The organism is Buchnera aphidicola (Cinara laricifoliae), assembly GCF_900698945.1.
In the GTDB taxonomy this organism is placed as follows: domain Bacteria; phylum Pseudomonadota; class Gammaproteobacteria; order Enterobacterales; family Enterobacteriaceae; genus Buchnera_F; species Buchnera_F aphidicola_AC.
The window spans coordinates 411,321-436,693 of the sequence record NZ_LR217717.1 but is presented as its reverse complement, the minus strand read 5'-3'; the positions used below and the strand labels follow the sequence as shown (position 1 = coordinate 436,693).

The window sequence follows — 25,373 nt, the reverse complement described above, 5'->3', positions numbered from 1 at the left end:
TATATATATAAAAATATATATTGAATTTTAAAAAAAATTATGTTATTATTCTTAAAATTTATCAATTAAACAAAAAAAATATGAATTATTGAATTTAATAAAAATGAAAAACAAAATACTTACAAATATTAAAATATTTTTAAATAAATATATATATTTAATATTATTATTTTTTTTATTATCATTATCAGTTTGTGCTATTATAATTAATAAAAATTATAAATATGAACATATTTCTATTAAAGAATTTAAAAAAACAATTGATAATTTTAAAAATAAAAAAAATAATACCGTTAAAAATAAAATTACTTTTTTAAATGGAACACCTAATATATATACTATATTAGTTAATATTAATTTATCTCATCATCTTTTTTTAAAAAAAGAATATAAACAATCTATTTCAGTATTGAAAAAATTGATATCACCAAAATTAGAAGAAAATTTGTTTTTTCTAGTAAAATTTAATTTAATGAAATTATATATTAAGCAAAAAAAATTTTCTTGTGCTACAAAAATAGTTAATTCCATAAAAAATAAATCATGGAAAAAATTATTTAAAAAAAATAAAAATTATCTCTTTTATAAAAAGAGAATTTCAGAATGATACCTATTATTGCTTTAATAGGTCAATCAAATGTTGGAAAATCTAGTTTATTTAATTTATTAACTAAATCTAAAAATTCATTGATAAGTAAATCTCATCAAACTACCCGTGATATAAATTATGGATATTTTTTAATAAAAAATAATCAATTTTGTATTGCTGATACAGCAGGTATTTCTTTTTTTAGAAAAGAAGAAAAAAAAAACATTATTCAAACAGAATCATATAAAAAAACGAAAATAGCAATACAAAAATCAAATTTTATAATTTTTATTGTTGATGCATATATCGGAATCACTAAATTAGATTATTTTATTTTAAAAAAAATAAGAAAATCAAATAAACCTTTTATTTTACTAATAAATAAAATTGATCGAACTAATTTAAATGATAAAATAATTGATTTTTATAATTTTGGTATTAAAAATATATGTAAAATATCTGTACTTCATCGTATTGGAATTAATAAATTTTTAAAGAAAATACATCTTTTTTGGAAAAAATTAAATTTTAGTAAATTAAATAATATTCCATTGATTAAGAAAAAAAATAATATAAAAATAAAAATTTGTTTTATTGGAAAAACTAATGTTGGCAAATCTACTATAATAAATAAATTACTTAATTATAATCGAATAATTACTAGCTCTATACCTGGTACTACACGAGATTCTATTACAGAATCTTTAACTATTAATAATATTGAATATGTATTAACTGATACAGCTGGTATAATAAAAAAAAATAAACAACATTCTTTTTTAGAATATATATCTATAAAAAAATCTTTTAATATAATTAAATTTAATCATATTATTGTAATTGTAATTGATGCATATATAGGTGTTTGTGCTCAAGATTTATCGATTATCAATAAAATTATAAATTTTGGTTGTCCTTTTTTTATTTTATTAAATAAATGGGATTTAATTGCATTAGATAAAAAAAAAATCATCAAAAGTATTATTTATAACCGTTTAAGATTTATTAAAAATGTTGCTATTATTACTATATCTGCTTTATATAAAATAGGTTTTAAAAAAATTTTAAAACAAATTAAAATTATTTATAAAGAATCGCTAAGTACTTTTAGTTCATCTTATTTGACTAAAATAGTAAATCAAGCTGTTATGCAACATCCATTATCAATGGGTGCAACAGGAAAAATAATACGTTTAAAATATGCACATTGCGTTAATAAAAATCCTATATTAATTATTATTCATGGTACAAGAACACAATATATATCATTAACATATAAAAAATATTTAATGCATTTTTTACAACAAGCATTACATATCCCGAATACACCCATTCAAATTTATTTTAAAAATAATATTAATCCGTATATTAGTAAAAATAATAATACAAATTATTGATAATAATATTATTTTTATATTTTTTTATTCATTTACATGATTTACATGATATAAAGGAATTTCTACTTCAATATCTTTTTTTCCTAAACGTGCTTGACATCCTAAACGACTATATTTTTCTAAACCCCATGCTTTATCTAATAAATCTTCTTCTTTTTCTTGGCAAGGAGATAAAGATAAAAATCCTTTTCTAATAATACAATGACATGTACAACAAGCACATGATTTTTCACACGCATGTTCCATGTTTATTTTATTATATAATGCTATATCAAGAATAGTTTCTCCTGTTTTTCCTTTTACAGTTAAACCATGAGGTAATATAAATTTTTGTGGATAGAATATTATATTTGGCATAATGTATTTCCAAAAATTTTTATTTTATAAAAATAAATTTTTAAAATATAAAAAATATTTTTATCAATAAAATTAGTTTTATTTAATAGAATTATTCTTATAAATATAATGGATCTATTTTTACAGAATAGTTAGTGTTAGATACTTTTTCTTGAATTATTATAGATAATTGTCCATCTACATTTATACGAAATATAGTAATAATTTTTATTTGACCAGCTGGTTTTGATGGTAATCCCTGAATTTTGAATTTTTTTAATAATTTACAATTTTTTACATATTTATCTTCTCCTTGAAAAATATTTATACAAAATCCTGTTTGATAATCTTTAAATGTAGTAAATATTTTAATAACTTCAGTAGGAATTTTTGTATTTTTTTTGATCATTTTTTCCATTAAACCTCCCAATAATTCAATTCCTATAGAAATTGGTATTATATCTAATAATAATATAGATTTATTTAATTTTTTTTTTCTATAATATAAAGAATTTGCATGTAATCCGGCTCCTTGAGCTACTGCTTCTATTGGATTAATCGAAATTAATGGTTCTTTTTTAAATAAACAGTAAATTTTTCGACGAATTAATGGAATATATGTAGAACCTCCTACTAAAATTATATCATCAATATTAGATATTTTTACACCGGAATTTTTTAATGCAGAATTTAAAATTTTTAATGTTTTTTTAACATATGGATAAATTAATGTATTTAATTCTAAAACTGAACAATTTATTTTATTATCGAATAATTTAATTGTAATTATTGATTTTTTGCTTAATTGAATTTTAACTTTTTCTGCAATTATAAGCAACTTTTTAAATAAGTTATGATTTAATTGTGGTTTATTTTTTAATTTAGAATATAAAAAATGAGCTAGTAAATAATCAAAATCATCTCCACCTAGTTTATTATTTCCTTCTGTAGAGAGTACTTCAAAAATTCCTTTTGAAATTCTTAATATAGATACATCAAATGTTCCTCCTCCTAAATCATATATACATATTAAACCTTTTCTTTTTTTTTCTAATCCATATGCAATAGCGGCTGCAGTTGGTTCATTTAATAATCGTAATACTTTTAACTGACTTATTTGCGCAGATTTTCTTACAATATTTTTTTGTAGATTATTAAAATATGCTGGAACTGTAATTACGGCTCCATAAATATTTTTTTTTAATTTTTTTTCTATTTTACTTTTAATATATTTAAAAATTTCCTGAATAATTAAAGAAACAGGTATTTTTCCTATGTCAGTTTTAAAAATTAATTCTTTTTTTGAACTTTTTGAAATATCGTTTAAAATATTTAATTTTTTTTTATTTAATTCAGCATAAGATATTCCAATAAATCTTTTTATTGATGTAACTGTATTTTTTGTATCTTTTTTTAAGAATTTTTGAGCTTTCCATCCAATAATATTTTTTTTTTTTTTAAAATGTATAATTGTTGGAAAAAATTTTTTTTTATTAAATGCATCAATAATCTTTATTTTTTTATTTTTTATAGTAGATACTAAACAGTATGTCGTTCCGAAATCAATACCTATAATTATTTTTTTTTTTTCATATTTTTCTCTTTATTTATTTAGTTAAATTATTTTTTAAATTTTGAGCTTTTCTTAATATTTTATAAATAAAAGATATATGGTAAAATATCTGATGTGCGAAATTAATTTTTTTTTTTTCGATTGCTGTTTCAAATTCTGAAAAATATAATTTTAATTTAATTTTTATATTTTTTATAAAAATGTAAATTTCATCATATGAATTTGATTTATTTTTTATTTTTTGTATTTTTTCATATAATTTAAATTTTTTCATTAATATATCTTTTTTATTAAAAATATATTTTTTTTTTATATTATCTTTTTTTTTATTTATTTCTAATAAGTGACTTGCTCTAGTAAATTTATTTTTTAAAATCTTAAATCCTTTATTAATTTGAATAGATTTTAATAATTTTTCTGTTTCATTTAGATTTTTATTATTACAATTATCTGGATGATATTTTTTTTGTAATGTATAAAATGTATTGACTAATTTATTTTTATCAATATTAAATTTTTCTGGTAGTTGAAATAAATTAAAATAATTCATCATGAACCTATAAAATTGTTTTTATTTATAAAAAATAATTATAAATAATATATTGTTAATATAATTATATTTATTTTTATTTTTAGTAGTGCTGAATAAATTACATTTAATTTCAGCACCAATATATTTAATAAATAAATTTTATTTTTTTTCTTTATATTTTTGAGTATAATTAGCAATTGCTCCTTTAATTGCATCTTCTGCTAAAATTGAACAGTGGATTTTTACAGGGGGTAAATCTAATTCTTTTGCTATATCTGTATTCTTGATTTTATTTGCTTCTTGTAATGTTTTTCCTTTAATCCATTCCGTCATTAATGAACTAGAAGCAATAGCAGAACCACATCCGTAAGTTTTAAAACAAGCATCTTCTATAATGTTTTTATTATTTACTTTTATTTGTAATTTCATTACATCACCACAAGCAGGAGCTCCTACTAAACTAGTACCTACATTTTTTTCTTTTTCTGAAAATGATCCAACATTTCTTGGATTTTCATAATGATCTAATACTTTTTTGCTGTAAGCCATAATTTAAAATTTTCCTATATAAAAGTATTAATTCCAAATAATTTGATCCATTTTAACACCAGATTGAAACATTTCCCAAAGGGGAGAGAGTTTTCTTAATTTTTTAATTGCATTTTTAATTGCTATTATAGCATATTTAATATCTTTTAATGTGGTAAACCGTCCAATAGAAAATCTAATAGAACTATGTGCTAATTCATCTTTTACACCTATAGCGCGTAATACATATGATGGTTCTAAACTTGCTGATGTACATGCAGATCCAGAAGATACAGCTAAGTTTTTTAAAGCCATTAATAATGATTCGCCTTCAATATAATTAAAACTGATGTTAATAATATTACTGACTACATAATCAAAGTGACTATTTAAATAAATCTCTTCAATATCACATAAACCATTCCATAGTATATTACGTAAATATTTAGTATGTGAAATATCATCTTGCATTTTTTTTCTTAATATCCGACATGCTTTTCCAAATCCAACAATTTGATGAACGGGTAATGTTCCGGAACGAAATCCTCGTTCATGTCCACCACCGTGTATTTGGGGTGATAATCGAATTCGTGGTTTAAGACATATATATAATGCTCCAATTCCTTTTGGTCCATATATTTTATGAGCAGAAAACGATAATAGGTCTATTGGTATTTTTTTTATATCTATTTTTATTTTTCCAATACTTTGTGTAGCATCTACATGAAAAAAAATTTTTTTTTGTCTACAAAAATGACTTATTTTTTTAATATTTTGAATAGATCCAATTTCGTTATTTACATGCATAATTGAAATTAATAATGTGTATTTAGTAATAGATTTTTTTATTTTTGACATATCAATAACACCATATTTATTTGGCTTTAGATATGTCACACTGCATCCTTTATATTCTAAATATCGACAGCAATCTAATACTGATTTGTGTTCTATTTGACTAGTAATGATATGATTTTTTTTATTTTTATGAAATTCATATATTCCTTTAATTGCCAAATTATTTGATTCGGTAGCGCCAGAAGTAAAAATAATTTCTCTAGCATCAGAATTTATTAATTTAGCTATTTCATTTCTTGCGATATCTACAGATTCTTCTGCTTCCCACCCAAATTTGTGAGATCTAGATGCTGCATTTCCAAAGATATCATTTATAGAATAATATTTATTCATAATTTTTTTTACTTTAGGATCTATAGGTGTAGTAGCAGCGTAATCTAAATAAATAGGAAATTTCATTTTTATAAAATCCTTGTAATAAATATTGATATATTATATTAAATATTTTTTAATCATTCTTAAAGTTTATTATATTTATTCTTTTTTATAAAGAAAATAAATAATTCATATTTTTAAAATATGAATTATTTATTTATAAGTTAATTTTTATAAAATTTATGGAAATCTCGTATAGTTGTGTTTTTTTTGTCTCTCATGTATAATAATTATAAATTATATATTTATACATATATTAATTTAAATATATTTAGGGGTGTAGTTCAATATGGTAGAGCATCGGTCTCCAAAACCGAAAGTTGGGGGTTCAATTCCCTCCACCCCTGTTTAATTTGTACATTAACTATTGATTATCTTTAAAAATATAAAAATTAATATTAATTATTTTTTAATTTTTTTATACATCTTACCAACAATTATCTATTTTAAATATAAAAATTTTTAATAATTTTTATGAATTGACAATCATTTATATTGATATATAAATATATCATATTTAAAATATATGTATTATATAGCAATATTATTTATTTTTAAATTTTATATAAACGAGTTTATTTCAATGCCAATATATCGTTCATCTACAACTATTAACGGTAAAAATATGGCTGGAGCAAGAGCTTTATGGCGTGCTACCGGTGTTCAGGATAAAGATTTTGGTAAACCAATTATTGCTGTAGTTAACTCATTTACTGAATTTGTACCTGGGCATATACATTTACGTGAATTAGGTAAATTAGTATCTCAACAAATTATTAAGTTTGGAGGAATTGCTAAGGAGTTTAATACCATTGCTATTGATGATGGGATTGCTATGGGACATTCTGGAATGTTGTATTCTTTACCTTCTCGAGAATTAATAGCGGATTCTATTGAATATATGATTAATGCGCATTGTGTAGATTCTATGGTATGTATTTCTAATTGTGATAAAATTACACCTGGAATGTTGTTGGCTGCATTACGATTAAATATTCCAACTGTTTTTGTTTCTGGTGGTCCTATGGAATCAGGAAAAATTATATTTGATGATAAAATTATTAAAATTGATTTAGTAGATGCTATAGCTCATGGAGCTAATCCAAATACTTCATCAAATATATTATCTGATATTGAACATTCAGCTTGCCCAACGTGTGGTTCTTGTTCAGGTATGTTTACCGCTAATTCTATGAATTGTTTAACTGAAGCTATTGGTTTATCGTTACCTGGAAATGGAACTGTATTAGCTACTCATATTGATAGAAAAAAACTTTTTTTAAAAGTTGGTGAAATTATTGTAAAAAATACCAAAGATTATTATATCAATAATAATATTCAAGTATTACCTAGAAATCTCGTTACAAATGTTACACTAAAAAATGCTATGATTTTAGATATTGCTATGGGCGGATCTACTAATACGGTATTACATTTATTAGCTATGGCTCATGAATCTAAAGTTAATTTTACTATGAAGGATATTGATTATTTATCTAGAAAAGTGCCTCATTTATGTAAACTGTCTCCCAGTACTTCAAAATATCATATGGAAGATTTACATCGTGCTGGAGGTGTAATTGGTATTTTATCTGAATTAAATAAAATTAATTTATTAGATACCTCAGTATTTAATATATTAGGACTTACTTTAGGCGAAACAATTAGTAAATATGATATATTAAATATTGATAATAAAAATGCACGTAATTTTTATTCATCAGGACCTAAAGGAAAAAAAACTATTGTACCTTTTTCACAATCATTTCGCTGGTCTACATTAGATTTAGATCGTAAAAAAGGTTGTATTCGTTCACAAAAATATGCATATAACCAAGATGGAGGATTAGCTATATTAACTGGTAATTTAGCAAAATTTGGTAGTATCATAAAAACTGCTGCTATTGATAAAAACAATATGACATTTATTGGTCCAGCTAAAGTATATGAAAGTCAAGAAGATGCTGTATATGATATTTTACATAAAAAAATTAATCCAGGTGATGTAATAGTTATTCGATACGAGGGACCATGTGGTGGACCTGGTATGCAAGAAATGTTATACCCTACTACATATTTAAAATCTATGGAATTGGACAAAAAATGTGCCTTAATTACTGATGGACGATTTTCTGGTGGCACTTCAGGTATTTCTATTGGACATATTTCTCCTGAAGCTGCGAGTAAAGGATTGATTGCTTTAGTATATAATGGAGATATTATTGGTATTGATATTTTAAAACGTAGTATTATATTGAATGTTTCAAAAAAAGAATTATTATGTCGTAAGTTAAAAGAAGAAAGTAGGGGTATAAAAGCGTATACACCGAAAAATCGTTTACGTAATATTTCTGATTCTTTAAAAATATATAGTATGTTTGCCACTAGTGCAGATACTGGCGCAGTACGTAATATAAGATAATATTTATTTAATAAATTTTTATATAAAATTTATTAATTAATGACTTAATTTTACAAAACTCATACTTATTCTTACTGTAATTTTCTATTTTTAAATAAAAACGGAGTTAATACATGAAAAATTTTTTTAATTCTCTCTCGTTTAGAGAACAATTAATAAATTTAAATACTGGTTTTTTGATGAATCAATCAGAATTTTTAAATTCTAAAAAAATATTAAAGAATAAAAATATTGTTATTGTTGGATGTGGCGCTCAAGGATTAAATCAAGGATTGAATTTAAGAGATTCTGGTTTTAATGTTTCATTTGCGTTAAAAGAAAAGTCTATAATTAACAAATCTAATTCATGGAATAATGCAATTCAACAAAAATTTTGTGTAGATACATATGAAAAATTAATTCCTCATGCTGATTTAGTTATTAATTTAACTCCAGATAAACAACATGCTAAAGTAGTAAAAAAATTACAAATGTTAATGAAGAAGAATTCTACCTTAGGTTACTCTCATGGATTTAATATTGTTGAGGAAGGAGAAAAAATTCGTTCAGATATTACAGTAATCATGGTGGCGCCAAAATGCCCAGGTACTGAAGTACGACAAGAGTTTTTAAAAGGATTTGGTGTACCTACTTTAATTGCTGTACATCAGGAAAATGATTTACAATCAAATGGTTTAAATATTGCAAAATCATGGGCTTTTGGTTTAGGCTCACATAAAGCTGGAGTATTACGATCTTCTTTTATTGCAGAAGTTAAATCTGATCTTATGGGAGAACAGACTATTTTATGTGGTATGTTGCAAGCTTGTTCGTTAGTTTGTTACCAACATTTAATTAGTAAAGGATATAATACAGATTACTCTGCTACATTATTACAATTTGGTTGGGAAAAATTAGCTGAATGTATGAAAGAAGGAGGAATTAAATTATTATTTGATCGTTTATCTAGTTCAGCAAAAATTCGTGCTTATGATTTGTCAGTAGAATTAAAAAATATATTAAAACCATTATTTTGTTTACATATGGATAATATTATTTCTGGTAATTTTTCAAAAAAAATGATGTCTGACTGGAAAAAAGGAGATATACAGTTAAAAAAATGGAGAAACAAATTACAAAAATCTTCTTTTGAAAATGCTAGTTTATATTCAGGTAGAAAAATATTAGATCATGAATATTTTGATAAATGTACTTTAATGGTTGCTATGTTAAAAGCAGGTGTTGAATTATCTTTTGAAACTATGATAGAAACAGGTATTACACCTTCTTCTGCATATTACGAGTCATTACATGAATTACCGTTAATTACTAATACCATTGCCAGAAAAAGATTATATGAAATGAATTTAATTATTTCTGATACTGCAGAATATGGTAGTCATTTATTTTCCGAAAAAGCTATTCCTATTTTAAATAATTTTATTAAAACTATTCGTACTAGTGATTTAGGAGAATCTATTAGAGATGATTTTATTAGTAATAAAAAATTAATGTATGTTAACCATTCTATTAGTAACCATGCTATTGAAAAAATCGGAGAACATTTACGTTTATATATGAAAATTATGAAATCAACAAAATTTTCAAGTAATTAAAATAATTAATTTTATAGTATTCAATATATATAAATTATATATAATTTATTTTTTTTAATGAAGTAGATTAATTTAAAATCTTATTTTATGATAATATATTTATGATGTTAAATACAGTTCAAAAAAAAGCTATTCATATTATTGATAAACCGTGTTTAATTTTAGCAGGAGCAGGATCAGGAAAAACTAGTGTTATAATTAATAAAGTTATAACATTGATTACAATTTATCAATATGATCCTAAAAAAATTTTTGCAGTGACATTTACTAATAAAGCAGCTAAAGAAATTGAATTACGTTTATTTAATAAATTAACTATTCAACAAATACATGATATAACTATTTCTACATTTCATGCTTTAGGTTTAAAAATCATTCGAAGTGAATATCGTTTATTAGGTTTAAAAAAAAATTTTACGTTATTTGATGAAAATGAACAATTACGTTTATTAAAAAGTTTTATAAATATTAATAAAAATAATAATATTTTTTTTTTAAAACAGTTACTTTATCAGATTTCCGTTTGGAAAAATCGATTATTAAATCCTAAACTAGCATATCAATATATCAATTCTTCTTTAGAAGAAGAATGTATTTTTTTTTATGAAAAATACGATTTTTTTCTTAAGCAACACAATATATTAGATTTTAATGATTTAATTTTTTTGCCTACCGTGTTATTGAAAAATAATATTTCTATAAGATTAAGATGGCAAAAAAAAATTCAATATTTATTAGTAGATGAGTATCAAGATATTAATATTAGTCAATATGAATTAATTAAATTATTATGCGGTGATAATAATAATTTTACAGTAGTTGGTGATAATGATCAGTCTATTTATTCATGGAGAGGAGCTCGACAAAAAATTTTTTATTTATTAAAATGTGATTTTCCTACTTTAAACATTATTAAAATGGAACAAAATTATCGTTCTTCTGGTTGTATATTACATGCCGCTAATATATTAATATCTAATAACGAAAATTTTTTTAATAAAAAATTATTTTCTAATTTGGATTATGGAAGTAAAATTTATATTTTTATGTCAATAAATGAAATACAAGAAGCTAAACAAATAATTAATTATATTCAATTTCATAAAAATATTAATAATAATAAATATTATGATTATGCTATTTTATACCGTAGTAATTATCAAGTACAAGTAGTAGAAGCAGAATTAATATGTCAAAATATTCCATATCATATTTATTCTGGGCGATCTTTTTTTGATTTATTAGAAATTAAAGATTTATTAGCATATTTGCGATTAATTGTGAATCATAAAGATGATTTAGCATTTTTACGTATCATCAATACTCCAAATCGAAGAATAGGATTGATCACTTTAGATAAATTAAAAAAATTTGCTATGCGTAATCAAATTAGTTTATTTGAAGCAAGTACGGATGCTCGTATAATTAAAAAAATAAATAAAAATATTTCATTAAAATTAAATCATTTTGTATTATGGATTTTAAAATTATCAATAGATTTATTAAACAAACCAGAAAAAATTTTAAATAACATTATTAAAGATATAGATTATTTTTCATGGATTACAAGTTATCATAATAATAATAATATTTCAGAAAAACGTATACAAGATATAATATTTTTTTCTAAGTGGTTACGCACGATATTATTAGGTCAAAATGGTAACTTTCCGATAAAATTAGAAGATGTATTAATACGATTTGCGTGTGGTGATTTTGAAAATCTCACACAACATAATACTAATCAAAAATCTAATAAATTACATTTAATGACTATACATGCATCAAAAGGATTAGAGTTTTCTGTTGTATGTATTATTGGGGTGGAAGAAGGTACGTTACCACATCAAAAAAGCATTATAGATGATAATATTACTGAAGAACGTCGTTTAATGTATGTAGGAATTACTCGAGCAAAAAAACAGCTTTTTCTTAGTTTTTGTAAGAATAAAAGAAAATTTGGTGTATTAGCTCCTTTGAAACCAAGTCGATTTTTATTTGAATTACCACAACAAGCAATGCATTGGATTAAATGTAATATTTAATCAAAATATTAATAAAATTTATATTTATTATATAAATTGTATATAAATTATAACATAGATAAAAATTTAATTTTAAATTAAATATTATATATGATATTACAATATTAATTAAAATATAAAATAAAATATATTAAGGTTTTTATGAAAATAACTAAAATTATTGAATTAACAGATCAAAATTTTGAAGAAATAGTATTTATTTCAAAAAAATATGTATTAGTAGACTTTTGGGCAGATTGGTGCGGACCATGTAAAATTTTATCACCAATTTTAGAAGATATTGCTCAAGAATATTATAAAAAAATTCTTGTTGGAAAAGTTAATATTGATGTGAATAAAAAAATACCGATTAAATATTCTATTCGAGGAATTCCAACTTTATTATTATTTAATAAAAGCAAAATTATAGGAACAAAAATAGGAGTTACATCAAAAATAGAATTAAAAAATTTTTTAGATAGTAAAATATTACTTTAAAAATTCTTGATTATTATTTTTTATATTTATTGCATTAAATGTAATAAATATAATAGTTTTTTTTATTTAAAATTAAGTATATATGTATTTTTTTTATTTAAAATAATTGATTTACATCCACGATAATATATATATATATATATATATTATTTATTTTTTATATATAAATATATTTTATAGTTTTCTCTAAAATGGATTGATATATTCACTATTATGAATCTCACCAAATTAAAAAATACATCGGTATCAAAACTTATTATTTTAGGTAAACAAATAGGTCTTGAAAATTTAGCTCGAATGCGTAAACAAGATATTATTTTTTCTATATTAAAACAACATTCAAAAAGTGGCGAAGATATATTTGGAGACGGTGTTTTAGAAATTTTACAAGATGGTTTTGGTTTTTTACGGTCATCAGATAGCTCTTATTTAGCTGGTCCTGATGATATTTATGTATCACCTAGTCAGATTCGTCGTTTTAATTTAAGAACTGGAGATACAATTTCAGGAAAGATTAGACCTCCTAAAGAAGGAGAACGTTATTTTGCCTTGTTAAAAGTAAATACTGTAAATTATGATAAACCAGAGAATGCGCGTAGTAAAATTTTATTTGAAAATTTAACACCTCTACATGCTAATTCTAGATTAAAAATGGAACGTGGTAATGGTTCTAAAGAAGATTTAACTGCTAGAGTATTAGATTTATCTTCTCCAATAGGTCGTGGACAAAGAGGTTTAATAGTAGCTCCGCCAAAAGCAGGTAAAACCATATTATTGCAAAATATCGCACAAAGTATTGCGTATAATCATCCAGATTGTGTATTAATGGTTTTATTGATTGATGAACGGCCAGAAGAAGTTACTGAAATGCAAAGATTAGTTAAAGGGGAAGTAGTGGCATCCACTTTTGATGAACCTGCTTCTAGACATGTTCAAGTAGCAGAGATGGTGATTGAAAGAGCAAAAAGATTAGTTGAACATAAAAAAGATGTAATAATATTATTAGATTCTATTACTAGGTTAGCTAGAGCATATAACACTGTAGTACCAGCATCTGGAAAAGTATTAACGGGTGGTGTTGATGCAAATGCATTACATAGACCTAAAAGGTTTTTTGGAGCGGCACGTAATGTTAAAGAAGGTGGTAGTTTAACAATTATAGCTACTGCATTAATTGACACTGGATCTAAAATGGATGAAGTAATTTATGAAGAATTTAAAGGCACTGGTAATATGGAATTACCTTTATCCAGAAAAATAGCAGAAAAACGTGTTTTTCCGGCTATTGACTATAATAGATCAGGCACTCGTAGAGAAGAATTATTAACTATTCCTGAAGAACTACAAAAAATGTGGATTTTGCGTAAAATCATTCATCCTATGAGCGAAATAGATGCTATGGAATTTTTAATTAATAAATTATCTATGACTAAAACTAATGATGAATTTTTTGATATGATGAAAAGATCAAAATAATATACTTTATTAATAAAAATGTTTTTAATTATAATTTATAAAAATTAAATAAATTATTATTTTATGATATTATTATTAATATAATATTTACTTACATATAAATATTATATTTATTTAAAATATATAAATAAAAATATTTTTTAGTTTAATTTAAATATTTTACCGAATAGTAAAATAAAGTACTAGATTTTTTTAACTAGTATATATATAATATTTGTTAGGTAGTTAAATTATTTTTAATAATATATGATTATATTATTTAATATCATTAATATTAAAAATTTTTTGCGTCCGTAGCTCAATATGGATAGAGCATTACTTTCCGAAAGTAAAGGTCTCAGGTTCAAATCCTGTCGGACGCAATTTAGAAAGTATAAAGAGATATTATATTTATTTTTTGGTGGTCATAGCTTAGTTGGTAGAGCTCTGGATTGTGATTCCAGCGGTCATGGGTTCAAATCCCATTGACCACCTATATATATTTATATTATTAATTAATTTTTATGAATAAAAAAATTAATGATAAATTTTTTATTCGATTATATCGGCGAATAGCGCAGCTTGGTAGCGCAACTGGTTTGGGACCAGTGGGTCAGAGGTTCAAATCCTCTTTCGCCGATAATAAATACATAATTTTTTATTTTATTATTTTTAATAAGATAAAATCTATTGTACAATTAGTTTGTATAAAAAATTCTTTTTTTAAAATATTTTTAATATTTTTTTTTGTACGTATACATGTCCAGGTATAATTATCATATATTAGATGATATCCTTGAATAGAGGTAGCTATCCATAATTGATGTAAATATACTTGAGAAGTAATAATTACTTTTTTTTTGTTTTTAAATATGATAGTCATCATATTATTTGATAAAAAATAATCTATATCTATTTTTTCATCATTTTGATTTATAATTTTTTCTATCATTAATAATGTTTTTTTAAATCTTTTAAAAAATAATAAATCACGCATATTTAACCTAATATAAAAATATTTTTAAATAATTTATTTAATAATTTTGATTATAACATCTATTTTTTATATGAGGAATAATTAATATGTTTTTAAAAAAAAATATCGTTTTGTTTTCTAAGATGCATGGTTTAGGGAATGATTTTATTTTAATTGACTCGATCAATAATAATTTTTTTTTTCTTCACAATTAATATGTCAATGGTCACATAGATATTTAGGTATTGGTTTTGATCAATTGTTAATACTTCAAAGATCAAATTGTCAAAAAGCTGATTTTCATTATAGAATTTTTAATTCTAATGGTTTGGAAGTTGAACAATGTGGAAATGGTGCTAGGTGTATTGCATATTATTTATTTATTAAAAAAAAAATCAATAAAAAAATAGTTTGTGTTAGTACAAAAAATAGGTATTTGTTTTTAGAACATATTAATGATAATATTTTTAAAGTAGATATGGGAGAACCGGTTTTTATTCCTAAATATATTCCATTTATTCATACTACTACGCAATTAAATTATTCTTTATTTATTAATAAAAAAAAATATATATTTAGTGTTGTTTCTATGGGAAATCCTCACTGTATTATTCAAGTTAGTGATATTAAAAAAGTTCAAGTTAATGAAATAGGTTTAAAATTATCGCAACATATTTTATTTCCTGAAGGTGTTAATGTGGGATTTATGCAAATATTATCTAAAAAAAAAATTTTACTTCGTGTATATGAGCGTCATGTTGGAGAGACACAAGCTTGTGGTAGTGGAGCATGTGCGGCTGTTGCGGTAGGTATACGAAGTAAAAAACTATCTCATCATGTTACTGTTATTTTACAACAAGGTTATTTAAAAATTGATTGGTTTGGATTACCAGGGCATAAGTTATATATGTCAGGAGAAGCACAACATGTATATGACGGAACTATTTGTTATTAATTTTTGAATATATTTTTATATATATTTATTAATTTTTAATTTTTATATACAAATTTCTATATATTAAATATAATTTAATTCTTTATATAAAATATTTTTATGTAAATAATGAATTTATTATTTGACTTTTTTTACGTTGTGCAGTATATAAGAAATATAAGATTAGATTTAAAAATTAATATCTAAATATTAACTTTTAAATAAATAAATATATATTTATTTTTAATAAAATGATTTTTCATATAAACATTTATAAATCATATTTATGATTAAAAATTAAATATATAAAAAATATTTTTAATAATTTTAATTGTTAAAAATATATTTAAATATATAATAAATATACTATTGTTTTTATAACAAAAATTTAATGTATTTTAATTTATTTTTTTGTGATTTTTTGATTTTAAAAAACATTTTATAAATTAATTTTATTGATATGTTGTATTTAATAAATATAAAAGGACAGAAATATTATGTCATCAGTTTCTTCAATAAGATCTAATATACATCTTAACTCAGAAATTATAAAAAAATTTGATAATAGCAGTGTATTAAATAATAAAAATTTAAAAAATGTTGATGTTGCAATTATTAATAATGCTAATCAAGAATATATAGCGCATATTGTTCCAAAAAGTAAAGATGATCAAGAAAATTTTATATATTCTAATGAAAATTCTTCTTGTGAATTGAAAGATAATGAAAAATCTTTTAATACTATTGATACTGTATCTACGGAAGAATATTGTAATAATTCAATGAGTGAATCTGATTTTTATAATATATCACAATGTAATTCAACACATGATCTTGTTAAAGATTTCTTTTTGGAAGTTTTTAATAAATCTCATATAAATTGGAATATATTGCATTCTGTTAATTTTTCAAATAAAACTGCTCTGTTTTCAAAAAAATTACAACAATCATTTAAAAAATTAACTAAAACTGGTCAATTAGCGCAAAAATTTTTGAGTAATATAGATAATAAAACTGTTTTTTTGAATGGAAAAAAAATTCCTTCTAATCAAGCTCCAGATATAATGAATATATTTCAGACTTCTATTACTGATTATGAATCACAACAATTAATTTCTACTTATTTGCATCCTGAAATACTCGATGCCGCATGGAATAATTTGTCTTATCGTTACCCAGAAGTTGAATATCGAGCATCTGATAATGTACGTTTTGCATATGAAATTGATGAAATTAGTCCGGGTGTGTATAAAGTTGCAGTTACTAAAACAGCAGATTTACAATCTTCTTATTCTGATAATATTGATGAAATTAATCAATATGGTGTTCGTGCTGCTATGATTATTAGTAAAGATTCTAATCCAGAAGTAAGATATTCATTTTTTGTGCAATAATTAATTGTATTATTATTTTATTTTTTATTAAAAAGAATTGATTTATATATTTATTGCATGTATTTGGAATTGATTCCTGTGTTTACGGGAATCAATTCCGAAGAAAAATTATATTTCATATATTATATATAATGAATAATATAATAATATTACCAATAATTTTCACTAGTAATGTGTCCTGGATTTCTTCGAAAATGTTTTTTCATATTTTTTAATGAAAATAATATTTTTTGTGTATCTTGAATCATATTAGGATTTCCACATAACATTACATGTGATGTATCTGCGTTCAATGGTTCATGAATAGATTTTTCTAATTTTCCTGAATTAATTAAATCGGGTATTCGTCCATGTAAATATTTTTTATTTTTTTCTTGACTTAATATTATTTTGATAATAATTTTATCCTTATATATTTTTTTTATTTTTTTAAATAAACTTAAATAATTTAAATCTACACTGTATTTTACTGCATATATTAAAATTATTTTATTAAATTTTTTTAAAACATTTTCATATTGTAAAATAGAACAGTAAGGGCCTAATGCTGTTCCAGTTGCAATCATCCAAATATTTTCTTTACTCGGTAATTCTTCTATAGTAAAAAAACCAAACGAATTTTTTGCAATAAAAATATCATGATTATATATATCATATAATTGTGGTGTTAATTTTCCTTTTTGAATTAATAAAATATAAAATTCTAAATTTTTATTATTTGGTGGATTTATGAATGAATAAGCTCTTTGTATTCTTTGTTTTTTTGAATTTATGTATGATAATTTTGTAAATTGACCAGCAATAAATGAATTAATAGGAGCTTGTATAACTAATGTAAATAAATTATTTTTCCATTTTTTTAATTCTATTAAATGTATTTTTAACCATTTATTCATATAATAATATTCCTAATAATATTGTTATGAAAATTATCTTAATATTTAATAAGATTAAATTTATAGTTATATAAAATATAAATTGCTTTTTTTAATGAATTTTATTAAAATAATATTATTTTTATTTTACCAATTATTTTTTATTTATATTAAATAATTTTTAAAATTTATTAAAAAAAATTATTATTAATGGTATTTAATTATTAATATATTTATTTTTATAAATATAAATATCTTAATAAGATAATTATCTCTAATTTGGAGATATATTTTTATATATCAGTATTTTATAGCAATGTATATATTGTCGATATTCTTACATTGCATTAATAAATGTTTTATATTTAAATGGTACTGTTATGGTTTTAGAGGTATTTTCTGATTTAGAAATAAAAGTACAAAAATCTGTAGATTATATTTCATTATTAAAATTAGAAATAAATAATTTAAAATTGAAAAATCAAAGTTTAAAAGAAAAATTAAAAAATATTTATTCTTTAAAAGAACGTATAGAAGAAAAAAATATTTTGATACAAGAAGAAAGAATGAAATGGAAACGTAAAATAAAATCTTTATTAGAACAAATTAATAATTTAGAGTAATTAATTTTCATTTTATAAATATTTAATTTTTTAAAAATGAAATTAAATTGATATATTTGTTATTATGATTTAATTTATTAAATAATTGCCTATCACGAGCAGTTATTTTAAAGATAGGCAATTAATTTAATAAAAATAATTTTTAACAATAATATTTAATATTTTTTATAAAATAAATCGACTTAAATCTTGATTTTCTATTAGTTTATCTAGATGTAGACTTACATAATTTTCATCAATATAAATTTTTTGACCATATTTTTCATTAGAGTGAAATGAGATATCTTCCATTAATTTTTCTAATACTGTATATAATCTTCGGGCTCCGATATTCTCCATAGATTCATTGATTTGCCATGCTGCTTCAGCTATCTTACGAATTCCTTTTTTTGTAAAAATAATATCTACTCCCTCAGTTTTTATTAAGGATGTATATTGAGTGGTAATTGATGTATTTGGTTCAGTTAAAATTCTTTCAAAGTCATCTATTGTCAATGCATTTAGTTCTACTCGTATAGGTAACCTTCCTTGTAATTCAGGAATTAAATCAGAAGGAGTGGATGTTTGAAATGCTCCAGATGCTATAAATAAGATATGATCTGTTTTAACTGAGCCATGTTTTGTAGATACAGTACATCCTTCAATTAGAGGCAATAGATCTCTTTGTACTCCTTCTCGAGATACATCAGAATTTGATGCAGAAGAATGATGTTTGCAAATTTTATCAATTTCATCGATAAATACAATACTGTTTTGTTCTACTGAGTGTATTGCTTGTGTTTTTAATTCTTCTAAATTTATTAGTTTAGCTGCTTCTTCTTCAGTAATTAATTTCATTGCATCTTTGATTTTAAGTTTACGTAATTTTTTTTTTTTTCCTCCCAAATTTTGAAATAACGATTGTAATTGATTTGTTAATTCTTCCATTCCTGGAGGAGACATAATTTCTATTCCGAGAGGTGTAGTAGTTATTTGTATTTCAATTTCTTTATTATCAAGTGTTCCGTCACGTAATTTTTTTTTAAAAATTTTAATTGTATTTTTTGGTTTTTCTATTGAATCATTATTTTCCCATTTTTTATCATTGGGTGTTGGTATTAATATTTTTAAAATTCTTTCCTCTGCACGTTTTTTTGCATATTTTTTATTTTTTTCTATGTTTTGTGTGCGAATCATTTTAATTGCTAATTCTGTTAAATCACGAATTATAGAATCTACTTCTTTTCCTACATAACCTACTTCGGTAAATTTTGTTGCTTCTACTTTAATAAAAGGAGCGTTAGCTAATTTAGCTAACCGGCGTGCAATTTCTGTTTTTCCAATTCCAGTAGGGCCAATCATTAAAATATTTTTAGGAGTTATCTCGTTGCGTAATTCTGAATTTAATTGCATTCTTCTCCAACGATTTCTTAACGCTATAGCAACAGCACGTTTAGCGTTTTCTTGTCCAATTATATGTTTGTTAAGTTCTTGTACAATTTTTCGAGGAGTCATATCTGACATATATGTTTCCTTTTATTTTTCTGAAGATATCTCATGTATTGTGAATGATTGATTAGTGTATATACAAATATTTGCTGCAATTTTTAATGCTTTTTTTACTATTGTAGATGCTTGTAAATTAGTATTATTAATTAATGCATAAGCTGCTGCTTGCGCAAACGGACCTCCTGATCCAATTGCGATAATATCATTTTCTGGTTGTATCACATCTCCCGTACCAGTAATAATAAGAGAGTTTTTTTTATCAGCTACCGCTAATAAAGCTTCTAATTTTCTTAATAATCGATTTGTTCTCCAATCTTTAGCTAATTCAATCGCAGATCTTTGTAATTGTCCTTGATATTTTTCTAGTTTTTTTTCAAATAATTCAAATAATGTAAAGGCATCAGCTGTTCCTCCAGCAAATCCTGCGATTACTTGATCTTTATAAATAGAACGGACTTTTTTTACATTACTTTTCATAATAGTATGCCCAAAAGTAGCTTGTCCATCTCCACCAATTACTACTTTTCCTTGTACACGAACACTTAATATTGTAGTCATAAATAGAATTATCTCTCATGGTATATAATTATATATATAATATTTTTTAAATTTTTGATATAATTTTTATATACGTATTTTACGCAATTAAATATTGATTTTAAAAAATAATACATATAATATATGTATTATTGATAATGATTAATATTTATAAGAATTTAATTATATTAATAGTACAAATTAAGATTTATTTTAAATAAAATGCTAAGCCGGGCGTTAGAATACCCCATTTTACTTTGAGAATATGTAATGAAAAAAAATGTTCATCCAAAATATAAACAAATTTTTGCGATTTGTTCATGTGGATATAAAATTCCAGTTTTTTCTACTATAAATCATGATATGTTGCTTGATGTATGTTCACAATGTCATCCATTTTATACAGGTAAACAAAGGAATATGAACACTAAAGGACGAATACAAAGATTTCAGAAACGTTTTAATTTATCTGAAATTTAAAGCAAAGAATTGTATTTTTTAAAAATATATAATATTTAAAAATAAAATTTGGATATTTTTATAAATATTAATTAATAAATATTAATTTTTTTTATTATTAAAATAAACAAATTGTTTTTATTTATTTTTATTATTTTATTAATAATTTTGAGCGGGAAACGAGATTTGAACTCGCGACCGCAACCTTGGCAAGGTTGTGCTCTACCAACTGAGCTATTCCCGCGATATATTATTATCTTTTAATTATATAAAGATTATTTTTTTTTGCAAGAGTTATTTAACTAATATAGTAATGATATAATAATTAATTAATTTTTAATGAAAATATTTTATATAAAAAATATTTTTTTTCTATATATCATCAATTCTTGTATTGATTCAATTAAATCTTTTTGCGCACGATGTTCATTTTTTTTTTTTATTTTGTTTGATATATTTGGCATCCATCTTTTTACTAATTCATTGATTGAGCTAACATCTAAATTTCTATAATGAAAATATGATTCTAGTTTTGGCATATAATTGGATAAAAAATTTCTATCAGTAGATATACTGTTTCCACACATAGGAGATATTTTTTTTTTAATTTGTGTTTTTAAAAATAATAAAGTTTTTTCTTCTGCGCTATTTTCGTTTTCTTGACTAATTTTTACATTCTTAATTAATCCGTTATTTTGATGTATATTGAATGTTTCATGACTCATTTTTTTTAAATCGTATTGATTTTGAAAAATAATAATATTTGGTCCTATTTCAATAATGTTTAAATATTTATCTGTAATTATAGTAGAAATTTCAATTATTTTGTGAATTCTAGGATTTAATCCAGTCATTTCTAAATCAATCCAAATTAATCTTTCATTTTTTTTTTTCATTTTTGTGTATATTTTATAATTTGTATAGGTGATTTATTAATTAATATATTAATTAATAATTTATATTAATAGATTCATAATATTTACTATTTTAATATATAATATATATTATATTAATAATATAATATTATTTGAAAAATAATTTTAATGATCTAAGAGATTATATGAAAAATATTAATCCAACTCAAACATTTACTTGGCAACAGTTAAAAAATCATTTTATTGATATTAAAGATGTTCATATAAAAGATTTTTTTAATACAGATCAAAATAGGTTTTCTGATTATTCCCTTTTTTTTGAAGATGAAATTTTTGTAGATTTTTCTAAAAATCGTATAAATCGTGAAACTTTGCGATTATTACTTATGCTTGCTCAAGAGTGTGATTTAAGTCATGCTATAAAAAATATGTTTTTAGGTTATAAAATAAATAAAACAGAAAATAGATCAGTTTTACATACAGCATTACGTAATCAATTGAATAATAATATTATTATTGATAATACCAATGTTTCAATTATGATTAAAAAAGAATTAAAAAAAATAAAAATTTTTTCTGATTCTATTATTGATGGTAATTGGAAAGGATATACTGGTAAAAATATATCTGATGTTGTTAATGTGGGAATTGGTGGCTCACATTTAGGCCCTTATATGGTTACTGAGTCTTTAAAATTTTATAAAAATCATCTAAATATTCATTATATTTCTAATATTGATGGAACTGAAGTTACAGAAATATTAAAAAAAGTTAATTTAGAAACTACAATTTTTCTTATTGCCTCTAAATCATTTACTACAATGGAAACCCTTAGTAATGCTACTTATTTAAAAAATTGGTGTCTTTTACATACAAAATATAAAGAGTATCTTTCTATACATTTTTTTGCATTATGTGAAAATGTTACTGCAGCTTTAAATTTTGGTATTTGTTATCAGAATATTTTTAAATTTTGGAAATGGGTAGGCGGTCGTTATTCTTTATGGTCTGCTTCCGGTCTATCTATTGTTTTATCTATTGGATTTAAAAATTTTGAATCATTACTATACGGATCATATATGATGGATCAACATTTTTTATATCAAGAATTACCATATAATATTCCTGTTATTTTAGCTTTAATTAGTATTTGGTATACAAATTTTTTTAATGTAGAAACTGAAGCTATATTTCCTTATGATTCATATATGCATGCATTTCCTGCATATTTACAACAAAGTTATATGGAATCTAATGGAAAATCAATAGATCGTAATGGTAATTTAATTTCTTGGAAAACTAGTCCGATTATATGGGGTTCTTCCGGTACTAATAGTCAACATTCTTTTTTTCAATTACTACATCAGGGAACAGTATTAGTACCATGTGATTTTATAGTGCCTGTTATTAGCCATAATCCTATTGGTTCTCATCATAAAAAATTATTATCAAATTTTTTAGCACAAACTCAATCTTTAGCTTTTGGTGATAATATTGATATTAATTCAAAAATAATATTGAATGGTATTGCAAATGAAAATAAAATTTCACATAAGTATTGTCCAGGTAATAAACCAAGTAATTCTATTATGTTAAAAAAAATTACCCCTTATTCTCTAGGTGCTTTAATAGCTTTATATGAACATAAAATATTTGTACAAGGAGTTATATTAAATATATTTAGTTTTGATCAATGGGGTGTAGAGTTAGGAAAATTAGGAGCAAATAATATATTTAATGATTTTTTTAATAATAATACTAATAATAAATATGATGGTTCTACAAAAGGATTAATACAGTTATATAAAAAATGGAATAAAATTTAATTTTTAATTAATAATAAAAATTATTTTTTTAAATAAATTGATTAGTATTTTACTATATTAAATATATAATTATATAATTATTAATAAACGATATTATTATATAATTATATAAAACAATTAGTGTTTTAAATTTTAAGCATAAATATATTTTTATTATAAACTAAGATAAAATTAAAAATGAATAATCAATCAGTTGTATTATTTTTAATGGGTCCTACCGCAATTGGTAAAAGTGAATTATCTCTAAAGATAAAAAAAAAATTTCCTAAAATAGAATTACTGAGTGTAGATTCTAAATTAATATATCAAGGATTAGATATTGGAACAGATAAACCTATTGAAAAAGATTTACAAAAAAATTTTTATCGATTAGTTAATATTATAAAACCTCAGAATATTTATTCTGTTATAGATTTTTATAAGGATGCTACTCAAGAAATAAAAAATATTTTAAAATCTGGAAAAATTCCTTTATTAGTAGGTGGCACAATGTTTTATTTTAAAATATTATTAAATGGATTTGCCTCCCTACCTCCATCTAATTCTTTAATAAGAAATTATATATATAAAAATATTTGTCTAGAACAAAAAACAAAATTATTTGATATTTTAAAAACAATAGATCCAATTTCTAGTAAAAAAATTCATATAAATGATATACAAAGAGTTTTACGGGCTGTTGAAATATTCTTTGTTTCAGGCGGTCAACCGAGAAGTCGATTAATTCAATCAGTTCATAAAAAATTACCATATCGAATATTTCAGTTTGGTTTGATTCCTTACAATAAAACCATTTTATATACTAAAATAGTACGAAGATTTCATTATATGTTAGATTGCGGGCTTGAAGAAGAAGTACGTAATTTATATAAAAATAAAAACTTAAATCTTTCTTTGCCCTCTATAAATAGTATAGGTTATAAGCAGATGTGGTTATATATACAAAATAAATGTTCATATCAAGAGATGATTGATAATACAATTAAATCTACTTTGCAATTAGTTAAACATCAATTGACCTGGTTAAATAAATGGAAAAATATTACATTAATATATGATAATCAGAAAGATTTATTAATTCAAAGTATTCAAAAAATATTACAAAATAAAATTTAAATTAATTTTATTGAATTAAATCACTATAATTAAATATAAATATATAATTTTTTTATTATATAATAATTATATATAATAATTTTTTTGC

22 protein-coding genes, 5 tRNA genes and 1 pseudogene are annotated in these 25,373 nt (G+C 22.3%); 17 read left to right on the top strand and 11 right to left on the bottom strand.

Features of this window, described 5'->3' with window-relative positions; genetic code table 11:
- Window positions 1-103 precede the first annotated feature (103 nt).
- A complete protein-coding gene (locus BUCILAFE3058_RS02030; RefSeq protein ID WP_154061755.1) occupies window positions 104-607 on the top strand; it encodes a hypothetical protein in 504 nt (167 codons plus the stop codon).
- Window positions 604-1,986, top strand: a complete 1,383-nt coding sequence (gene der, locus BUCILAFE3058_RS02025; protein WP_154061753.1) for a ribosome biogenesis GTPase Der — start codon at window positions 604-606, stop codon at window positions 1,984-1,986. Before BUCILAFE3058_RS02030 ends, der begins: the two co-directional genes overlap by 4 nt.
- Window positions 1,987-2,010: 24 nt before the next feature.
- On the opposite strand, the gene fdx is transcribed toward der, so the two are convergent.
- The 5 genes from fdx to BUCILAFE3058_RS02000 all read right to left on the bottom strand — a co-directional run bounded on the left by fdx (window position 2,011) and on the right by BUCILAFE3058_RS02000 (window position 6,212).
- Window positions 2,011-2,343 carry an ISC system 2Fe-2S type ferredoxin gene (fdx, locus tag BUCILAFE3058_RS02020; RefSeq protein WP_154061751.1) on the bottom strand — a complete coding sequence of 111 codons (333 nt, stop codon included), beginning with the start codon at window positions 2,341-2,343 and terminating at the stop codon, window positions 2,011-2,013.
- A gap of 97 nt (window positions 2,344-2,440) precedes the next feature.
- Window positions 2,441-3,838: an Hsp70 family protein gene (locus tag BUCILAFE3058_RS02015; RefSeq protein WP_232037000.1), complete on the bottom strand. Its 1,398-nt coding sequence runs from the start codon at window positions 3,836-3,838 to the stop codon at window positions 2,441-2,443.
- A 91-nt stretch (window positions 3,839-3,929) separates the two neighbouring features.
- Window positions 3,930-4,445 (bottom strand): Fe-S protein assembly co-chaperone HscB, encoded by a 516-nt coding sequence (gene hscB / locus BUCILAFE3058_RS02010; protein ID WP_172598726.1) that lies wholly within the window; start codon window positions 4,443-4,445, stop codon window positions 3,930-3,932.
- Between the two features lie 141 nt (window positions 4,446-4,586).
- Entirely contained in the window at window positions 4,587-4,976 is a 390-nt protein-coding gene (iscU, locus tag BUCILAFE3058_RS02005; RefSeq protein ID WP_154061745.1) for a Fe-S cluster assembly scaffold IscU, read from the bottom strand.
- Between the two features lie 27 nt (window positions 4,977-5,003).
- A complete protein-coding gene (locus BUCILAFE3058_RS02000; RefSeq protein WP_154061743.1) occupies window positions 5,004-6,212 on the bottom strand; it encodes an IscS subfamily cysteine desulfurase in 1,209 nt (402 codons plus the stop codon).
- A 249-nt stretch (window positions 6,213-6,461) separates the two neighbouring features.
- Here BUCILAFE3058_RS02000 and BUCILAFE3058_RS01995 point away from each other — a divergent pair.
- The 9 genes from BUCILAFE3058_RS01995 (at window position 6,462) to BUCILAFE3058_RS01955 (ending at window position 14,822) form a co-directional block, all read left to right on the top strand.
- Window positions 6,462-6,535, top strand: a tRNA-Trp gene (locus BUCILAFE3058_RS01995).
- 236 nt (window positions 6,536-6,771) lie between these two features.
- Window positions 6,772-8,610 (top strand): dihydroxy-acid dehydratase, encoded by a 1,839-nt coding sequence (gene ilvD, locus BUCILAFE3058_RS01990; protein ID WP_154061741.1) that lies wholly within the window; start codon window positions 6,772-6,774, stop codon window positions 8,608-8,610.
- A 113-nt stretch (window positions 8,611-8,723) separates the two neighbouring features.
- Window positions 8,724-10,205 carry a ketol-acid reductoisomerase gene (gene ilvC / locus BUCILAFE3058_RS01985; protein WP_154061739.1) on the top strand — a complete coding sequence of 494 codons (1,482 nt, stop codon included), beginning with the start codon at window positions 8,724-8,726 and terminating at the stop codon, window positions 10,203-10,205.
- A 104-nt stretch (window positions 10,206-10,309) separates the two neighbouring features.
- Entirely contained in the window at window positions 10,310-12,250 is a 1,941-nt protein-coding gene (locus BUCILAFE3058_RS01980) for a UvrD-helicase domain-containing protein (protein WP_232036989.1), read from the top strand.
- Between the two features lie 141 nt (window positions 12,251-12,391).
- Window positions 12,392-12,727: a thioredoxin gene (trxA, locus tag BUCILAFE3058_RS01975; RefSeq protein ID WP_154061735.1), complete on the top strand. Its 336-nt coding sequence runs from the start codon at window positions 12,392-12,394 to the stop codon at window positions 12,725-12,727.
- A 213-nt stretch (window positions 12,728-12,940) separates the two neighbouring features.
- A complete protein-coding gene (rho, locus tag BUCILAFE3058_RS01970; RefSeq protein ID WP_154061733.1) occupies window positions 12,941-14,203 on the top strand; it encodes a transcription termination factor Rho in 1,263 nt (420 codons plus the stop codon).
- Window positions 14,204-14,490: 287 nt separating this feature from the next.
- Window positions 14,491-14,565, top strand: a tRNA-Arg gene (locus BUCILAFE3058_RS01965).
- A gap of 38 nt (window positions 14,566-14,603) precedes the next feature.
- A tRNA-His gene (locus tag BUCILAFE3058_RS01960) sits at window positions 14,604-14,676 on the top strand.
- Between the two features lie 72 nt (window positions 14,677-14,748).
- Window positions 14,749-14,822, top strand: a tRNA-Pro gene (locus BUCILAFE3058_RS01955).
- Window positions 14,823-14,840: 18 nt separating this feature from the next.
- Here BUCILAFE3058_RS01955 and cyaY read toward each other — a convergent pair.
- Window positions 14,841-15,179: an iron donor protein CyaY gene (gene cyaY, locus BUCILAFE3058_RS01950; RefSeq protein WP_154061731.1), complete on the bottom strand. Its 339-nt coding sequence runs from the start codon at window positions 15,177-15,179 to the stop codon at window positions 14,841-14,843.
- Between the two features lie 86 nt (window positions 15,180-15,265).
- On the opposite strand from cyaY, the pseudogene dapF reads away from it, so the two are divergent.
- Both dapF and BUCILAFE3058_RS01940 read left to right on the top strand, forming a co-directional pair.
- A pseudogene (gene dapF, locus BUCILAFE3058_RS01945) lies at window positions 15,266-16,113 on the top strand (diaminopimelate epimerase).
- 476 nt (window positions 16,114-16,589) lie between these two features.
- Window positions 16,590-17,486 carry a hypothetical protein gene (locus BUCILAFE3058_RS01940; protein ID WP_154061724.1) on the top strand — a complete coding sequence of 299 codons (897 nt, stop codon included), beginning with the start codon at window positions 16,590-16,592 and terminating at the stop codon, window positions 17,484-17,486.
- A 149-nt stretch (window positions 17,487-17,635) separates the two neighbouring features.
- Here BUCILAFE3058_RS01940 and BUCILAFE3058_RS01935 read toward each other — a convergent pair whose 3' ends face one another.
- Window positions 17,636-18,382, bottom strand: a complete 747-nt coding sequence (locus BUCILAFE3058_RS01935) for a ferredoxin--NADP reductase (protein WP_154061722.1) — start codon at window positions 18,380-18,382, stop codon at window positions 17,636-17,638.
- 359 nt (window positions 18,383-18,741) lie between these two features.
- Here BUCILAFE3058_RS01935 and zapB point away from each other — a divergent pair, with 359 nt between their 5' ends.
- Window positions 18,742-18,984, top strand: coding sequence for a cell division protein ZapB (gene zapB / locus BUCILAFE3058_RS01930; RefSeq protein WP_154061720.1), 243 nt, complete (start codon window positions 18,742-18,744; stop codon window positions 18,982-18,984).
- A 165-nt stretch (window positions 18,985-19,149) separates the two neighbouring features.
- Here zapB and hslU read toward each other — a convergent pair whose 3' ends face one another.
- Together hslU and hslV are read right to left on the bottom strand one after the other, a co-directional pair.
- On the bottom strand, window positions 19,150-20,487 hold the full coding sequence (gene hslU, locus BUCILAFE3058_RS01925) for an HslU--HslV peptidase ATPase subunit (protein WP_154061718.1): 1,338 nt from the start codon (window positions 20,485-20,487) through the stop codon (window positions 19,150-19,152).
- A gap of 12 nt (window positions 20,488-20,499) precedes the next feature.
- On the bottom strand, window positions 20,500-21,030 hold the full coding sequence (gene hslV, locus BUCILAFE3058_RS01920) for an ATP-dependent protease subunit HslV (protein WP_154061716.1): 531 nt from the start codon (window positions 21,028-21,030) through the stop codon (window positions 20,500-20,502).
- A gap of 249 nt (window positions 21,031-21,279) precedes the next feature.
- On the opposite strand from hslV, the gene rpmE reads away from it, so the two are divergent.
- A complete protein-coding gene (gene rpmE, locus BUCILAFE3058_RS01915) occupies window positions 21,280-21,489 on the top strand; it encodes a 50S ribosomal protein L31 (protein ID WP_154061714.1) in 210 nt (69 codons plus the stop codon).
- A 150-nt stretch (window positions 21,490-21,639) separates the two neighbouring features.
- Here rpmE and BUCILAFE3058_RS01910 read toward each other — a convergent pair.
- Both BUCILAFE3058_RS01910 and orn read right to left on the bottom strand, forming a co-directional pair.
- Window positions 21,640-21,712: transfer RNA gene (locus tag BUCILAFE3058_RS01910), tRNA-Gly, on the bottom strand.
- A 106-nt stretch (window positions 21,713-21,818) separates the two neighbouring features.
- Entirely contained in the window at window positions 21,819-22,364 is a 546-nt protein-coding gene (gene orn / locus BUCILAFE3058_RS01905; RefSeq protein ID WP_154061712.1) for an oligoribonuclease, read from the bottom strand.
- Between the two features lie 164 nt (window positions 22,365-22,528).
- Here orn and pgi point away from each other — a divergent pair, with 164 nt between their 5' ends.
- Both pgi and miaA read left to right on the top strand, forming a co-directional pair.
- Complete coding sequence (gene pgi / locus BUCILAFE3058_RS01900; RefSeq protein WP_154061710.1) at window positions 22,529-24,169, top strand: glucose-6-phosphate isomerase; 1,641 nt, start codon at window positions 22,529-22,531, stop codon at window positions 24,167-24,169.
- A gap of 177 nt (window positions 24,170-24,346) precedes the next feature.
- The gene (gene miaA / locus BUCILAFE3058_RS01895) at window positions 24,347-25,285 is read left to right on the top strand and encodes a tRNA (adenosine(37)-N6)-dimethylallyltransferase MiaA (RefSeq protein WP_154061708.1); all 939 of its coding nucleotides are present in this window, start codon (window positions 24,347-24,349) and stop codon (window positions 25,283-25,285) included.
- Window positions 25,286-25,373 lie beyond the last annotated feature (88 nt).

Bases quoted from the DNA above. Each gene is read 5' to 3' on its own strand.
- BUCILAFE3058_RS02030 (WP_154061755.1), top strand. From the start codon at position 104: ATGAAAAACAAAATACTTACAAATATTAAAATATTTTTAAATAAATAT.
- der (WP_154061753.1), top strand. From the start codon at position 604: ATGATACCTATTATTGCTTTAATAGGTCAATCAAATGTTGGAAAATCT.
- fdx (WP_154061751.1), bottom strand. From the start codon at position 2,343: ATGCCAAATATAATATTCTATCCACAAAAATTTATATTACCTCATGGT.
- hscB (WP_172598726.1), bottom strand. From the start codon at position 4,445: ATGAATTATTTTAATTTATTTCAACTACCAGAAAAATTTAATATTGAT.
- iscU (WP_154061745.1), bottom strand. From the start codon at position 4,976: ATGGCTTACAGCAAAAAAGTATTAGATCATTATGAAAATCCAAGAAAT.
- BUCILAFE3058_RS02000 (WP_154061743.1), bottom strand. From the start codon at position 6,212: ATGAAATTTCCTATTTATTTAGATTACGCTGCTACTACACCTATAGAT.
- ilvD (WP_154061741.1), top strand. From the start codon at position 6,772: ATGCCAATATATCGTTCATCTACAACTATTAACGGTAAAAATATGGCT.
- ilvC (WP_154061739.1), top strand. From the start codon at position 8,724: ATGAAAAATTTTTTTAATTCTCTCTCGTTTAGAGAACAATTAATAAAT.
- BUCILAFE3058_RS01980 (WP_232036989.1), top strand. From the start codon at position 10,310: ATGTTAAATACAGTTCAAAAAAAAGCTATTCATATTATTGATAAACCG.
- trxA (WP_154061735.1), top strand. From the start codon at position 12,392: ATGAAAATAACTAAAATTATTGAATTAACAGATCAAAATTTTGAAGAA.
- rho (WP_154061733.1), top strand. From the start codon at position 12,941: ATGAATCTCACCAAATTAAAAAATACATCGGTATCAAAACTTATTATT.
- cyaY (WP_154061731.1), bottom strand. From the start codon at position 15,179: ATGCGTGATTTATTATTTTTTAAAAGATTTAAAAAAACATTATTAATG.
- BUCILAFE3058_RS01940 (WP_154061724.1), top strand. From the start codon at position 16,590: ATGTCATCAGTTTCTTCAATAAGATCTAATATACATCTTAACTCAGAA.
- BUCILAFE3058_RS01935 (WP_154061722.1), bottom strand. From the start codon at position 18,382: ATGAATAAATGGTTAAAAATACATTTAATAGAATTAAAAAAATGGAAA.
- zapB (WP_154061720.1), top strand. From the start codon at position 18,742: ATGGTTTTAGAGGTATTTTCTGATTTAGAAATAAAAGTACAAAAATCT.
- hslU (WP_154061718.1), bottom strand. From the start codon at position 20,487: ATGTCAGATATGACTCCTCGAAAAATTGTACAAGAACTTAACAAACAT.
- hslV (WP_154061716.1), bottom strand. From the start codon at position 21,030: ATGACTACAATATTAAGTGTTCGTGTACAAGGAAAAGTAGTAATTGGT.
- rpmE (WP_154061714.1), top strand. From the start codon at position 21,280: ATGAAAAAAAATGTTCATCCAAAATATAAACAAATTTTTGCGATTTGT.
- orn (WP_154061712.1), bottom strand. From the start codon at position 22,364: ATGAAAAAAAAAAATGAAAGATTAATTTGGATTGATTTAGAAATGACT.
- pgi (WP_154061710.1), top strand. From the start codon at position 22,529: ATGAAAAATATTAATCCAACTCAAACATTTACTTGGCAACAGTTAAAA.
- miaA (WP_154061708.1), top strand. From the start codon at position 24,347: ATGAATAATCAATCAGTTGTATTATTTTTAATGGGTCCTACCGCAATT.